The organism is Providencia sp. PROV197 (genome assembly GCF_028479625.1).
Taxonomy (GTDB): domain Bacteria; phylum Pseudomonadota; class Gammaproteobacteria; order Enterobacterales; family Enterobacteriaceae; genus Providencia; species Providencia vermicola.
On the sequence record NZ_JAMPNZ010000004.1, the window covers coordinates 55,919 to 71,061 of the forward strand.

A 15,143-nucleotide genomic window follows, 5' to 3' on the forward strand; every position below is an offset into this window, starting at 1 on the left:
GATTAAACCTCCGCTAAGCGCTGGCGGATGTTTGCCATCACAGCGTGTTTTAACTCTTCTGACTCAATAGACTCAGTCAATTCCGCAGCGAATGCGATGATAATCATATGCTTAGCAGCTTTACCATCAATTCCTCTTGAGCGCAGATAAAATAATTGCTCGTCATCGATTCGACCGACTGTCGCACCATGGCCACATTTCACGTCGTCTGCATAAATTTCAAGCTGTGGCTTGGTATCAATTTCAGCCTTATCACCGAGCAACAAGGTATTGTTCGTCATTTGGCCATCAGTTTTCAGCGCATTTGGGGCAACTTTGATCATCCCATTAAACACCGCTTTACTGCTGTCCATCGCAATCACTTTATGCAATTGACGGCTGTTACAGAAACTGTTGTTGTGCTCTAAATACGTCCGCGTATCTGCAATTTCGCTATCTTTTGGCAACAATAAGCTATTAAGCTCAAGCTCTGTATTTTCACCATCAAGACGAGCACTCGTGTGGTTACGTGTTAAACCCGCACCCAACAAGAAACTGGTACTTTTAACGCGGCTATCACGCCCAACTACAATATCATTATGGGCGAAATGTTGTGCCTGTGAACTTTCCACATTGAGTTTGAAGTGGCTAAAGTCTGCATTGTCACCCACTTCGGTGGTTAAACGACTCCCCGTCATGTGCGCTTGACCATTTAAACTAACAAAGTGCTCAATGACCTGCGCTTTACTGTTGGTATCGAGTGTTAAATGATAACGATACTGGCTGATATTCATCGCCTGTTCATCATTTTTGCCACTCGAAATATTCATTAAATACAACGGTTTTTCTGCTATTTTATTCGCGGCCAAGTGAATCACTAACGGCTGTACTGCCAAGCTTTCCGTTAAATGCAAAAAGATTTCGCTATTGACTGGCGCAGGGAGTAAATCTTGATTATCGAGCAGAGACACTTGGAAAGGCCCGACATCAATAGAACTCAGAGCTGAACTATAGCGCCCATCAATTAATACAATACGGTAAGCATCAATTGGTAAGGCTAACTTTTCACATTCACTCGCGACGGCATCTGCATCACTAAACTGATATTGAGTATTCAGTACGCTATTTAGTGGTGTGTAGTGCCAATCTTCATGGCGAAACGCAGGTAAGCCGACTTGTTTAGCCTGTTCCCAATGGTTTTTTGCGTGCTGTGAATTTTCGCCTAAGCGTTGTTCGAATAGCTTCGCAAAGCGTGACATAGCTTGCTCATTCAGTGCAGCAACTTCAGCACGCTTTTGTGCTCTTTCACTGTTGGTCAATAAGCCAGCCATAACCCTGCTCCTCCAGTTTTTTCGCCAAACTGAAATCACCTGATTTGATGATTTTCCCTTGATATAAAACGTGGACGAAGTCAGGTTTTACATAATCTAAAATGCGCTGATAGTGTGTCACAATAATAAATGAACGTTCAGGAGAACGCAGTGAATTCACACCGTTAGCGACAATTTTTAAGGCATCAATATCCAGCCCCGAATCCGTTTCATCAAGAATACACAGTTGTGGTTCTAATGCGGCCATTTGCAGGATATCATTACGTTTTTTTTCACCGCCAGAGAAACCGACGTTAACTGAACGCGCTAATAAATCCTCTGGCATTTCCAATAATTTAATTTTATCTTCGATAAAATCTTGGAAATCAAAACGGTCTAATGCATCTTGCTGGCGATATTCACGCACTGCGTTAACAGCTGTTTGTAAGAAAAATTGGTTACTCACGCCAGGAATTTCAACTGGGTATTGGAAGGCTAAGAAAACACCTTCGCCCGCTCGTTCTTCAGGGTCTAATTCAAAGAGATCTTTACCTTTGAAGGTCACTGAACCGCTATCAATTTCATATTCTTCGCGACCCGCAAGCGTTGCCGATAATGTACTTTTGCCTGAACCATTTGGGCCCATGATAGCGTGAACTTCCCCTGGTTTCACTTCCAGAGATAACCCTTTTAAAATTTCATTACCTTCTACACTCACGTGTAAATCTTTAACACTTAACATATTTACATGCCTTTAGCGCTCACGCGCAAATAAACTCGATAAGGATCAGCCAACGCTGTGCTCTAAGCTGATCGCCAGCAATTTTTGTGCTTCTACGGCAAACTCTAATGGAAGTTCCGAGAACACATCTTTACAGAAACCATTTACAATCATAGAAATAGCATCATCTTCGCTAATTCCCCGTTGTAAGCAGTAAAATAGCTGGTCTTCGCCAATACGTGAAGTTGTGGCTTCGTGCTCAAGCTGTGCAGTATTATTTTTAACTTCTACATAGGGGAACGTATGTGCCCCACATTGCGTGCCGATTAACATGGAATCACACTGCGTGAAGTTACGTGCATTTTGCGCGCTTGGCAGGATTTTGACTAAACCACGGTAGCTGTTTTGGCTCTTACCCGCAGAGATCCCTTTTGAGATAATCGTTGAACGGGTATTTTTCCCGATGTGGATCATCTTGGTTCCCGTATCTGCTTGCTGGTTACCGTTTGTCAGTGCCACAGAGAAGAACTCACCGACTGAGTTATCCCCTTTAAGGATCACGCTTGGGTATTTCCAAGTTATCGCCGAGCCTGTTTCAGACTGCGTCCACGACATTTTAGAGTTTTCGCCCTCACACAGTGCACGCTTAGTCACGAAGTTTAAGATACCGCCTTCTTCGCTATCCCCACCAGAGAACCAGTTTTGAACAGTGGAATATTTAACTTCGGCATCTTTATGAATAATCACTTCGACCACCGCGGCGTGCAACTGGTAGCTATCACGAACAGGAGCAGAACACCCTTCGATATAACTGACGTAACTGCCTTCATCTGCAATTAAAATGGTGCGTTCAAATTGCCCCGTTTTGGCTGCATTAATGCGAAAATAGGTGGAGAGTTCCATTGGGCAATGTACCCCTTTCGGGATGTACACAAAGGTGCCATCAGAAGCCACTGCCGCATTTAACGCTGCAAAAAAGTTATCGTGGCTTGAAACGACGCTACCCAAGTATTTCTGAACTAATTCAGGGTATTCTTGGATAGCCTCGCTAAATGAACAGAAGATCACGCCATGTTTAGCAAGATCCTCACGATAAGTCGTAGACACTGATACGGAGTCAAAAATCGCATCCACTGCAACCGCTTTACCTTCACGAACAGGCACACCTAATTGGTTGAAAGCTTCTTCGACTTCTGCCGTTAAGTAATTATTGGTCTCGGCAACGCCCGTTGCTTGGGTTGCCCCAGATTGGGAACCACAGGTATCATCACACGAGCCACAAGATGGCGCAGAATAATAGCTGTAATCCTGATAATCAAGATTTGGGTAATGAGCTTTGAGCCAATGGGGCTCTTCCATGCCTTTCCAGTGATTAAAGGCATCAAGGCGGAATTGTAACATCCACTCAGGCTCATTACGTTTCGCTGAAATAGCGCGGACAACATCTTCGTTGATCCCTTTTGCCATTTCATCTGTTGCGACTTCCGTAAAGAAGCCCTCTTTATAACGCTGGTCATCAAGCCAGCTTTGAACATCATCGCCAACTTCTACATTGCTCTGTGACATAATCTGACTTCACATGTTAAACGCCGAAGCTTTCACCACACCCACAGGCATGTTGGGCTTTCGGGTTATTAAATTTGAAAATTTGATTCAGCCCTTCTTGGACGTAATCAACGACTGTGCCATCAATAAATGGCATTGCTTCTTTTGGCACATAAAGGTGCGCGCCATCGAGTTCAAATAACAGATGGTTGTCGGTTGGATTTTCGATCATTTCAAAAACATAACCGAAACCCGCGCAGCCAGACTGTTTAACGCCGAGTGAAAGCCCTTTGGTATTTGGGTTTTGCACCATCAATTTTTTGATTTGTTTTGCAGCGCTTTGTGTCAGGCTAACTCCCTGCCAATTGTTTTCATCAAATGAAAATGTCTCTACACCGTCAGTCATATTGACCCCACATTTCTTATGGCTTTTCAGCCTGTTATCAGGAGATTAACTCTGTCTACCCTATGGTAATGATTACCTATGCTACTTCAACCATTTGTTTTAAGAGGTTATAGCTATTTTAGCGTTTTTTTTATTCAAATTGAGCTTATTTATTAACCAAAAACAACCGAAAACCCACCTAACACAATGAAAAATAACAGATAAATAGAGTTGCATTTTTTATTCAATTTTGTACTAATAAATACACAAAAATGACACAAATTAATAAAGATGCATTTATTATACAACTTAATTTATTTGAGAAAAATGAAAATGCATTCATCTGAATATATAGATGGGGTCAGTTAATAAAAACAACAACTCGTTTTCGAGATATTTTCCCGAAAACGAGGTAGACAAAGAAAGGATTTACTCAAATAACACAGCGGTTGTCAGACGTGATGTACAACATAGCTTGCCTTGTTCATTGAAAATTTCAATGTTCCAGACTTGCTGACGGCGACCTAGATGAATGGGCTTGCAAACGCCACGCACAATACCTGAACGCGCTGCGCGAACATGGTTAGCATTAATTTCAACGCCCACCACGCGCTGTTCACCTTCAGTACACATATAACCTGCGATAGAGCCTAGTGATTCAGCCAATACAACGGATGCACCACCATGCAACAAACCAAAAGGCTGCTTCGTTCGTTCATCCACAGGCATCGTTCCTTCCATATAATCATCACCCACTTTGGTGATTTCGATACCAATGTGCCCTAACATGCAAGTTTTTGCCATTTCAGCTAATTGCGTTAAATCAAATTGACGTTTCCAAATCATTAAACAATCTCCAACAAGGCTTGAATTGGGTGTTTTATTAATGTATTTTCCATGCGTTTTACTTGGCTGCGGCAAGAATAACCTGAACTTAAACAACGCTCTTTTGGCAGTGACGACATCGCCCCTTTCCAAGATAAGTTATAAATTCCTTTTGAGTTCTCTAGGTTTGCAACCTCGTGCCCATAAGTCCCCGCCATTCCACAACAACCCACACTCACATTATTAAGCTGATGCCCGAAGCGCGCAAATAAAGACGCCCATTGGTTCGCACTATTTGGCAGTGCTGTCGATTCGGTACAATGACCAAAAAAGTACCATGGCTGTGCTGCGCTTGTTTGTACAATTTGTGGTTCAGGCAAGGTAATTAGCCACTCATGGGCCAACATTACCGTAAATTGGCACTGGTCTTTGCCTAAGATTTCGTGGTATTCATCGCGATAACACAAGACTAACGCAGGGTCGACGCCCACCATTGGCAATTGCAATTTTGCCACGCGATTTAAGAAATCTGCGGTCTTACGGGCTGTTTTCGCGAATTTAGCCAGAAAACCTTTGATATGTTGCGCTTTACCATTCGGTGAAAACGGCAACAACACAGGTTTATAACCCAATTTTTCGATTAAACGCACGAAATCAGCAACAACTTTCGCATCGTAATAGCTGGTAAATGGGTCTTGCACCACTAGCACATAGCTTTCCCGTTGGCTTGCCCCCATCCCTTCAAGCTGCTCTAATGTCATGGATACTGCAGCATGGCCTGAAAGCTCTTGTTTTAAAGTTGGCTGCGAAAATAGCGGTAAATCCACCATACCGATAGTGCGCTCACTGAGTTTCTGCACAATGTTTTGGCGTAAAAAAAAGTTAAAAACACCTGGCGCTTTTGACAGTAATGGCGCACTTGATTCCACATTCGCAACAATATGATCACGAACTGGGCGCAAATAACGGCCGTGATATAACGCTAAAAATTTCGCTCTAAACGATGGCACATCAATTTTGATTGGGCATTGTGTTGAACACGCCTTACACGCCAAACACCCTGACATCGAGGCTTTTACTTCATGGGAAAAGTCATAATCCCCTTGCTTAGCTCGCCAGCTGTTGCGCGTTTTCTCAATCAACCCGCGTAATGATGGTTGGCTTTGCGTGATGCCTTTTTCAAGATGCTCTGGTGTCACACCTTGCTCGGCAAGTAATCTCAGCCATTCCCGCACCAAGGTAGCACGCCCTTTTGGTGAATGAATACGTTGCCCACTGATTTTCATTGATGGGCACATCGGGCTCTTCACATCAAAGTTAAAACAAAGCCCATTACCATTACAGTCCATTGCCCCACGAAACTCTTGACGCATCTGTATAGGAATTTGCCTGTCATAAGTTCCTCGTTTAATGCCATCCACTTGTTTCATTGGCACATCTAAACCCGCTGGCGGGCAAATTTTACCTGGGTTCAAACGGTTATCAGGGTCGAAAGCTGCTTTGATATTGCGCAACTCACCGTACAGCACCTCACCAAAAAACTCAGGACTGTACTCCGCACGGAAACCTTTACCGTGCTCCCCCCAAAGGAGCCCTCCGTATTTCGCTGTTAATGCAACAATTTCATCAGAAATTTGTTTCATCAATATTTCTTGCTGCGGGTCACACATATCTAACGCAGGACGCACATGTAAAACCCCTGCATCCACGTGGCCAAACATGCCATAATTGAGTTTATGGTTATCCAACAATGCCCTGAATTCAACAATATAATCAGCAAGATGCTCAGGGGGAACACATGTATCCTCAACAAATGGGATAGGCTTAGCGGCCCCTTTACTGTTGCCTAGTAAACCAACCGCCTTTTTACGCATATTATAAATGCGTGTGATATCTTCAAGATCATGACAAGTTTGGTAGCCAATCACGCCTGCCTGGTTGCTTGCCATTAATTCATCTAAGCGCTGGCACAGGCTTTCCGTCAATTGATTAATTTCATCTTCATCGTCACCACTAAATTCAACGATGTTTAGTCCTAACATTTCTTTGTTTGGCACATCTGTAATTAACGCTTTGACGGAGTGCCAAACGATGTCTTCTTTTGCAAGGTTAAGGACTTTTGAATCCACCGTTTCAACCGATAACGCTTTGGCTTGTACCATAAATGGTGCATTACGCAGCGCAGACTCAAATGAATCGTATTTCACATTCACTAAACGGCGCACTTTAGGAAGCGGCGTAATATCCAAAGTCGCTTCCGTGATAAAGGCAAGAGACCCTTCTGACCCCGTCAAAATACGCGTAAGGTCAAACTCCGTTAATTCATCATTAAATACATGACGTAAATCGTAGCCCGTTAAGAACCGATTAAGTTTGGGGAATTTTGTTTCAATTAGTTGACGTTGTTCAAGGCAGCGTTCTAAAACCGTTTTATAGATACGTCCTATTACTGAATCTTCAGACGCAATCGTTTGGGCGAGAGCAATAGGCATAGCGCGTGTATCAAGGCATTCACCTCCCAATACCATTGCTTTAACGCCTAATACGTGGTCCGAGGTTTTACCGTACACCAGCGAACCTTGCCCCGATGCATCTGTGTTAATCATCCCGCCTAATGTGGCGCGGTTACTGGTCGATAATTCGGGCGAGAAAAAATAGCCATAAGGTTTAAGAAACTGATTAAGCTGGTCTTTAATAACACCTGCCTCGACCTTAACCCAGCCCTGCTCAGGGTTAATTTCTAAAATGCGGTTCATATAACGAGACATATCGACAACAATCCCTTCTGTTAAGGATTGTCCGTTCGTTCCCGTACCACCGCCACGTGGTGTGAAAGTGAGCTCACGGTATTTTTCTTGTCCAGCAACACGTGTAATAATTTGCACGTCAGCACTGGAACGCGGGAAAACGACAGCTTGGGGCAGCAACTGGTAGATACTGTTGTCTGTCGCCATTGATAATCTTTCTGCATAACTGGTGCCATTATCACCCGTAAAACCTTGTTCTTGTAGCTCATGCAAGAACGTGATGACGAGTTGGCTGAGATGAGGTGCTTCTGATATACGCGGGATCATTATTAACGATGACTCTTGTTGTTTAGTGTTCGCATTACTCGTTATGTACTATCTTTATTTTAAGTTGCACAATAGTGTCTTAGGTTTATGAAAAATGGTATTCACAGCCTGTAAAGACAGTACAGCCGCTGATGACATTGTCGTCATGAACCATATCACAATATTGTTTTTTTTAACCGTGAAAAATAATTACGTTATTTTCACCTTAAAAAAGGCCACACAAGCAGAATTTTCATTTGTTAAGGATCAATCATTAATGGAAAAATCGCAAAAACGTTTGGATCTTCCCAAACTTATTTTCGGGCTGTTATCCATCGTTTTAATGATAGCGGCCTGTTTTTGGGTGCTTAACCCCTTTATTCTGGGTTTTGTTTGGGCTGGAATGATGGTCATTGCGACTTGGCCGTTGTTATTACACCTCGAGGCGCGCCTATGGAATAAAAGATGGCTTGCTGCCTTAATGATGGTTCTCCTCATTTTACTGCTGTTTGTTATTCCACTTGGTATCTTAATCGGCAGTATCATTGAGAATAGCTCCCCACTCATTGAGCTAGCAAAATCGCCATCTAGTCTCACATTACCAGACTTAGAGTGGTTAAATACCATTCCAATGGTGGGTGAGAAAATTTATTACGCATGGCACAGCTTAGTAGCAAGTGGCGGTAATGCCCTGCTGGCAAAAATTCAGCCATACTTTGGGCAAGCAGCAGGTTGGTTTGCCACACAAGCGATTAGTGCAGGACGCTTTGTTTTCCACTTAGTATTAATGTTGCTCTTTAGTGGGCTACTCTACCTAAAAGGCGAAACAGTCATGTTAGGCATGCGTCATTTTGCCGTTCGCTTGGCGGGGATCCGTGGTGATGCAGCTGTTGTCTTAGCCGCACAATCCATTCGTGCAGTTGCACTTGGTGTGGTGGTGACCGCATTGATTCAAGCGATTGTCGGTGGTATTGGCCTTGCACTCTCTGGCATCAGCTATGCGGCTATTCTGACCGTATTGCTGTTTATTTGCTGTGTAGCGCAATTAGGGCCCTTATTAATCATGATCCCTTCAGTATTATGGTTATTTTGGACTGGCGACACCACATGGGGCATTATTTTGGCGGTTTGGGCTGCAATAGTGGCCACCATGGATGGTGTACTACGTCCATGGCTGATTAAAATGGGCGCTGATTTACCGATGGTACTGATCCTTGTTGGGGTTATCGGCGGAATTTTATCATTTGGTATGATAGGGTTATTTATTGGCCCTGTTGTTTTGGCGGTTTCATACAGCCTATTAAAGGCTTGGATGAACGAAGTCGCCCCTCCTAATGAAGACCTAAGCGAAACCGAAAAGTTTCTTGAGGAAGAATTTTTGATTAAGAAATAGTTTTAGCTAATTGAAGCAGATATGTTTATCAATAGACATGTCTGTTTCATTAATGATTTCCTTGCCATTAATATTTAGAAACAATATTTAACACTCTAACGTTAGTATTCAGCTTAATTTATGTTAACATAAAACAACTGAATATTTCTCTTTACGTAACAATAGGTAACATTAATATTGAGAGTGTTCTTAATGATTGTATAATGTAATTAGCTTATTATCTAATTATTGAATCAAATAAATTTAATCACTATGCCAACCTTTTATAGGCGTAGTGATATAAACGAATTGCTGTGTGTAGTCTTTGCCTGTCAGCCCATGATAGGCTTTTTTTTTGCCTAAATATTCAATATGAATAATATTCACATCCAAATTAAATCATCAGTTTACAAACATTGATTGAAATCAATTTTCAGTTTACGTTAAATAAGTGAATATACTCCTTTAGTATTATCTTCCCCACTTTCGTTTTAATTAATCACGCGAATGATTAACTCAATACTCATATTATTACACATATTAAGAGTATTAATGTATATATATTTATAATGCGCATGACATATTAAATGCATAATCATTCGCTACTTTTTTATATCTATCGTATTAAATAATCGTTATTACCAATTGCAATTATCGGTATTTTAAATGAGTAAAAAGGCCAATTGGGAGATACCCAATCGGCCTTTTCAACTAATGGTAATAAATCGTTTTATTATTGGTTTTCTGCGATTGTTAGCCACGTTTGAACCACAGTATCTGGGTTCAATGATAAGCTATCAATACCTTCATCAACTAACCACTGAGCAAAGTCTTGATGGTCAGATGGGCCTTGTCCACAAATTCCAACATATTTATTCTGACGTTTTGCCGCTTTAATCGCCATAGAAAGCATCGCTTTAACAGCATCATTACGCTCATCAAATAGCTCTGAAACAACACCAGAGTCTCTATCCAAGCCTAATGTTAGCTGAGTCATATCGTTAGAGCCGATTGAAAAACCATCAAAATGCTCAAGGAATTGTTCAGCTAATAGTGCGTTTGAAGGAATTTCACACATCATAATCACTTTTAAGCCATTTTCACCACGCCTTAAATCATGCTTCGCCAGCTCAGCAATGACAGACTCAGCTTGTGCAACAGTACGCACAAACGGGATCATCACTTCAACGTTAGTTAACCCCATGGTGTTACGCACACGTTTAACCGCTTCACACTCCAACGCAAAACATGCGCGGAAGCTATCAGAGACGTAACGCCCTGCACCACGGAAACCTAACATTGGGTTTTCTTCTTCTGGCTCATAAATATCACCACCTACTAAGTTGGCGTATTCATTCGATTTAAAGTCAGATAAACGAACAATCACACGTTTCGGCCAGAATGCTGCCGCTAAAGTTGAGATCCCTTCAGTTAATTTGCCGATATAAAACTCAATCGGATCTTCATAACCTGCCATCATTTCACGAATTTCAACTTGTAATTCAGGGGATTGTTTATCAAATTCCAGTAATGCTCTTGGATGAACTCCAATCATACGGTTAATGATAAATTCCAAACGTGCCAAACCCACACCTTCGTTTGGTAAACAAGCAAAATCAAATGCGCGATCAGGGTTACCCACGTTCATCATAATTTTGACGTTTAAATCAGGCATATCGCTGACTTCTGAACTGTGAATTTCAAATGCTAACTCACCGCCATACACAAAACCTGTATCACCTTCTGCACAAGAAACCGTCACATTTTGGCCTTCTTGTAAGCGCTCTGTTGCATCCCCACTCCCCACTACCGCAGGGATGCCTAATTCACGAGCAATAATTGCAGCGTGGCATGTACGTCCACCACGGTTTGTGACGATAGCGGCAGCCTTTTTCATAATAGGTTCCCAATCAGGGTCTGTCATGTCAGTGACCAACACATCACCAGGCTGAATTCTATCCATTTCGCTAAGGTTATGGATAACTTTCACCTTACCTGCACCAATACGATGACCAATGGCGCGGCCTTCTACCAATACTTGACCTTGCTGTTTTAACTGGTAACGCTCCATCACTTGTTGATTAGAACGCACAGTTTCTGGCCTTGCTTGAACAATATACAGACGCCCATTATGGCCATCTTTTGCCCATTCTATATCCATTGGACGACCATAGTGTTTTTCAATCTGTAGTGCTTGGCGAGCCAGCTCTTCAACCTCAAGATCAGTCAAAGAGAAACGATTGCGTAACCCTTCTGGCACATCTTCAATTTGCACTTGTTTACCGTGCTCTTTACTGTTGGCATACACCATTTGTAATTTTTTAGAGCCAAGGGTACGGCGCACAATTGCAGGACGGTTATTTTTCAGGGTTGGCTTGTGTACATAGAACTCATCAGGGTTCACAGCACCTTGTACCACCATCTCACCTAAACCATAAGCTGAGGTGATGAAAACAACCTGATCAAAGCCCGATTCAGTATCAATGGTGAACATAACACCCGATGACGCTAAGTCAGAACGAACCATTCTTTGCACACCTGCAGATAATGCCACACCACGGTGGTCATAACCTTGGTGTACACGATAAGAGATTGCACGGTCATTAAACAAAGATGCAAATACGTGTTTAATCGCAACTAAAACAGCATCAATACCTTGAACGTTCAAGAATGTTTCTTGTTGCCCTGCAAACGAAGCATCTGGCATATCTTCTGCAGTAGCAGACGAACGCACAGCAAATGAAGCTTCAGCTTCACCTTCAGAAAGCTGAGCAAATGCATCACGAATATCTTGTTCCAACTCCTTCGTCAGTGGAGTATCAATCACCCATTGACGGATCTGAGCACCTGCTACAGCCAGTTGGTTCACATCATCAATATCCGTTTCATCTAGCAGGTTATAAATGCGCTGATTTACACCGCTCTGCTCCAGAAAATCATTAAACGCCTGTGCGGTTGTCGCGAAACCGTTAGGTACGGATACACCCAGATCAGATAAGTTAGTGATCATTTCACCGAGAGAGGCATTTTTGCCACCAACACGGTCAACATCATTCATCCCTAATTGGTTATACCAAAGTACATTACACGGAGTGAGGCCATTTGTGGACATTGAAAGCGATCCTTTTATAGCAATTTAGTGACAGAGTACAAATCGTAAAAAATCTCGTTGGCGAAATATCGCCTCGTGAAATAGACTAGCACAGACGGTATGAGAAGATGGACTGGTGAATCGTTCCATCAATTAAGAAAACTTTTTTGTTCTAAAAATCGTTCAAAAAATGGCTATACTTCCCCTGATAAACTAATTTTTAAACTTTAAACAAAGATAATATCCCTCAATATCCAGTGATAAATACAATAAGAGGCTAATAATAATGACCGAATTAGGAGCAATGAATACGATGGCAAGCCAAGTTCAACGCACTGTTTTCTTTATTTCTGATGGCACAGCGATCACCGCTGAAACTATAGGGCATGCAGTACTTTCGCAGTTTCCTCTTTCATTTACCTCTTACACATTACCGTTTGTCACCACGCCGACTCGGGCAGAAGAAATCAAACAAAAAATAGATACACTTTATACAGAAACACAGATCCGTCCTTTGGTGTTCTATTCCATCATCTCCCCAGAAGTTAAACAGATAATCACTCAGAGCTTAGGGTTTTGCCAAGATATCGTCCAAAGTTTAGTCGCTCCGATTCAAAAGGAGGTTGGTCTTGAACCCGAGCCAAAGCTAAACCGAACCCACGGTTTATCTATGCAGAATATGAACCAATACGATGCACGTATTGCTGCCATTGAATATACACTGGCTCATGATGATGGTATTTCCTTAAGAAATCTCGACCAAGCTCAAGTCATTCTGATTGGCGTTTCCCGTTGTGGCAAAACCCCAACTAGCCTTTATTTAGCAATGCAATTTGGTATTCAAGCGGCAAATTACCCTTTCACCGCTGATGATATGGATAATTTGCAGTTACCTGTCGCGTTACGTCCTTACACCCACAAATTATTTGGTTTAACCATTAGTCCAGAGCGATTAGCGGCAATCCGTGAAGAGCGCCGTGAAAATAGCCGTTATGCATCGATTAGGCAGTGCCGAATTGAAATTGCTGAAGTCGAAGCCTTATTTAGACAAAATAAAATCAATTACTTAAATACGACGAACTATTCTGTAGAGGAAATTTCTGCCAAAGTGATTGATACCATGGGGTTACAAAGACGTATATTCTAGTGAATATAAAATAAAAAAAATTATTCATTCAATTTACGCTGGAGGTTGAAATTAAGCCATATTCGTTTATTGTGATCTTTATCACTTATATGGCGACAGCCTATTCAAGTTTCTGAGAACAAAAATGCACAAAACTGATGAGTTACGTACAGCGAGAGTGGACAGCTTAATCACACCACAAACTCTTGCCGATGAATTTCCTATTTCCGCAAAAGTTGCCGAAAACGTGACAGCGTCACGAAAACGTATTGAACAGATTTTATCAGGCCAAGACCCTCGTTTGCTAGTGATTGTCGGCCCTTGTTCTATTCATGATATTGATGCCGCTATTGAATATGCAACGAAATTAAATGCATTAAGAGAACGCCATCAAGACCGCTTAGAAATTGTCATGCGCACCTATTTTGAAAAACCGCGCACCGTTGTGGGCTGGAAAGGCTTAATTTCTGATCCAAATTTAGACAATTCATGCCAAGTCAATACGGGTATTCGCCTTGCACGAAAATTACTGATTGAAGTTAACCAGTTAGGATTAGCCACTGCCACCGAGTTCCTCGATATGGTGACGGGTCAATATATTGCTGATTTGATAAGCTGGGGCGCAATTGGTGCGCGTACAACCGAAAGTCAAATCCATCGTGAAATGGCTTCAGCACTGTCTTGCCCTGTCGGTTTTAAAAATGGCACCGATGGCAACATTAATATTGCTATTGATGCTATCAGAGCGGCAAAAGCCCAACATATGTTTTTATCCCCAGATAAAAATGGCCAAATGACCATCTACCAAACCAGTGGTAACCCACACGGGCATGTCATTATGCGTGGTGGTAAACAGCCAAATTACAGCGCTGGTGACCTTGCAGCCGCATGCGATAAACTCCGTAAGTTTGAATTACCAGAGCATTTAGTGGTTGATTTTAGCCATGGTAATTGCCAAAAAATTCATCGTCGCCAACTTGAGGTTGCACGGGATATAGCGGAGCAAATTAAAGATGGTTCAACCGCGATTAGTGGCATAATGGCAGAGAGTTTTTTAGTTGAAGGCACGCAAAAAGTAAGCTCTGAACAACCATTAGTTTACGGTCAATCTATTACCGACCCTTGCCTTGGTTGGGATGATACTGAACAACTGATTGAAATTCTTGCTCAAGCTGTGGATCACCGCTTTAAATAGTTTTTCACTGCATCGCTCTCGCTTTGGTAAATCACTCACCAAAGCGAGCCTCAAACATCACCAAAAAAAATAAAAAAACGAAACCAATAAATCCCACGATATTAATATCTATTAATTTTCAATAATCATTTAATTTAATCCAAAAAATTCTTGACCCCCCATACATTAACGATAATAATTCTCACTACTAACACGCAACTCGTTAGAAAGCACATGAGAACAATTTTATGACCTTATTAAAAAAGACAAATCAAATGGTAACGAAGGATCTTTTTTTAGCTAAGAGAGAAGACCCCACTCTGGTACCTATTGAAGCAAAATCGACCCAAGCGATGTTAGCAACACACATCATTGATAGTCAGCAACTACTTAATAAGGAAGGAAAAGTTGAAATTCTACACCGTGGGGAAATTTACCAACTAAAGCAAACCCGCTCAGGTAAATTAATTCTAACGAAATAAATAAGTTATACCGACAATCTATAGCACGCCACCCAGACATCATCAAGGCAGCCAGCTTAAACCACACATAAGGAAAGGAT

Annotated in this window: 11 protein-coding genes and 1 other RNA gene; 5 read left to right on the forward strand and 7 right to left on the reverse strand. The window is 41.9% G+C overall.

What is annotated here, in order from left to right; translation table 11 throughout:
* Positions 1-2 precede the first annotated feature (2 nt).
* From sufD to ydiJ, 6 genes are all read right to left on the reverse strand, one after another.
* Positions 3-1,310: a Fe-S cluster assembly protein SufD gene (sufD, locus tag PR808_RS02125; protein WP_272538602.1), complete on the reverse strand. Its 1,308-nt coding sequence runs from the start codon at positions 1,308-1,310 to the stop codon at positions 3-5.
* A complete protein-coding gene (gene sufC / locus PR808_RS02130; RefSeq protein WP_047757043.1) occupies positions 1,285-2,031 on the reverse strand; it encodes a Fe-S cluster assembly ATPase SufC in 747 nt (248 codons plus the stop codon). Before sufC ends, sufD begins: the two co-directional genes overlap by 26 nt.
* Before the next feature lie 45 nt (positions 2,032-2,076).
* Complete coding sequence (gene sufB, locus PR808_RS02135) at positions 2,077-3,576, reverse strand: Fe-S cluster assembly protein SufB (protein WP_206084034.1); 1,500 nt, start codon at positions 3,574-3,576, stop codon at positions 2,077-2,079.
* Positions 3,577-3,592: 16 nt separating this feature from the next.
* A complete protein-coding gene (gene sufA / locus PR808_RS02140) occupies positions 3,593-3,961 on the reverse strand; it encodes a Fe-S cluster assembly scaffold SufA (protein ID WP_047757040.1) in 369 nt (122 codons plus the stop codon).
* Between the two features lie 408 nt (positions 3,962-4,369).
* Positions 4,370-4,786: a 1,4-dihydroxy-2-naphthoyl-CoA hydrolase gene (gene menI, locus PR808_RS02145; protein ID WP_206084033.1), complete on the reverse strand. Its 417-nt coding sequence runs from the start codon at positions 4,784-4,786 to the stop codon at positions 4,370-4,372.
* Positions 4,786-7,839 (reverse strand): D-2-hydroxyglutarate dehydrogenase YdiJ, encoded by a 3,054-nt coding sequence (ydiJ, locus tag PR808_RS02150; RefSeq protein WP_272538603.1) that lies wholly within the window; start codon positions 7,837-7,839, stop codon positions 4,786-4,788. Before ydiJ ends, menI begins: the two co-directional genes overlap by 1 nt.
* A gap of 256 nt (positions 7,840-8,095) precedes the next feature.
* Here ydiJ and ydiK point away from each other — a divergent pair, with 256 nt between their 5' ends.
* Together ydiK and rprA are read left to right on the forward strand one after the other, a co-directional pair.
* Positions 8,096-9,211 (forward strand): AI-2E family transporter YdiK, encoded by a 1,116-nt coding sequence (gene ydiK / locus PR808_RS02155; protein ID WP_206084398.1) that lies wholly within the window; start codon positions 8,096-8,098, stop codon positions 9,209-9,211.
* A 226-nt stretch (positions 9,212-9,437) separates the two neighbouring features.
* An RNA gene (gene rprA, locus PR808_RS02160) (antisense sRNA RprA) lies at positions 9,438-9,548 on the forward strand.
* Between the two features lie 375 nt (positions 9,549-9,923).
* Here the strand turns inward: rprA and ppsA are convergent.
* Positions 9,924-12,302 (reverse strand): phosphoenolpyruvate synthase, encoded by a 2,379-nt coding sequence (gene ppsA / locus PR808_RS02165; RefSeq protein WP_272538604.1) that lies wholly within the window; start codon positions 12,300-12,302, stop codon positions 9,924-9,926.
* Between the two features lie 292 nt (positions 12,303-12,594).
* On the opposite strand from ppsA, the gene ppsR reads away from it, so the two are divergent.
* The 3 genes from ppsR to hemP all read left to right on the forward strand — a co-directional run bounded on the left by ppsR (position 12,595) and on the right by hemP (position 15,063).
* On the forward strand, positions 12,595-13,428 hold the full coding sequence (gene ppsR, locus PR808_RS02170; RefSeq protein ID WP_272538655.1) for a posphoenolpyruvate synthetase regulatory kinase/phosphorylase PpsR: 834 nt from the start codon (positions 12,595-12,597) through the stop codon (positions 13,426-13,428).
* Positions 13,429-13,552: 124 nt separating this feature from the next.
* Positions 13,553-14,602 (forward strand): 3-deoxy-7-phosphoheptulonate synthase, encoded by a 1,050-nt coding sequence (locus tag PR808_RS02175; RefSeq protein ID WP_272538605.1) that lies wholly within the window; start codon positions 13,553-13,555, stop codon positions 14,600-14,602.
* Positions 14,603-14,856: 254 nt separating this feature from the next.
* A complete protein-coding gene (gene hemP / locus PR808_RS02180; RefSeq protein WP_272538606.1) occupies positions 14,857-15,063 on the forward strand; it encodes a hemin uptake protein HemP in 207 nt (68 codons plus the stop codon).
* Positions 15,064-15,143 lie beyond the last annotated feature (80 nt).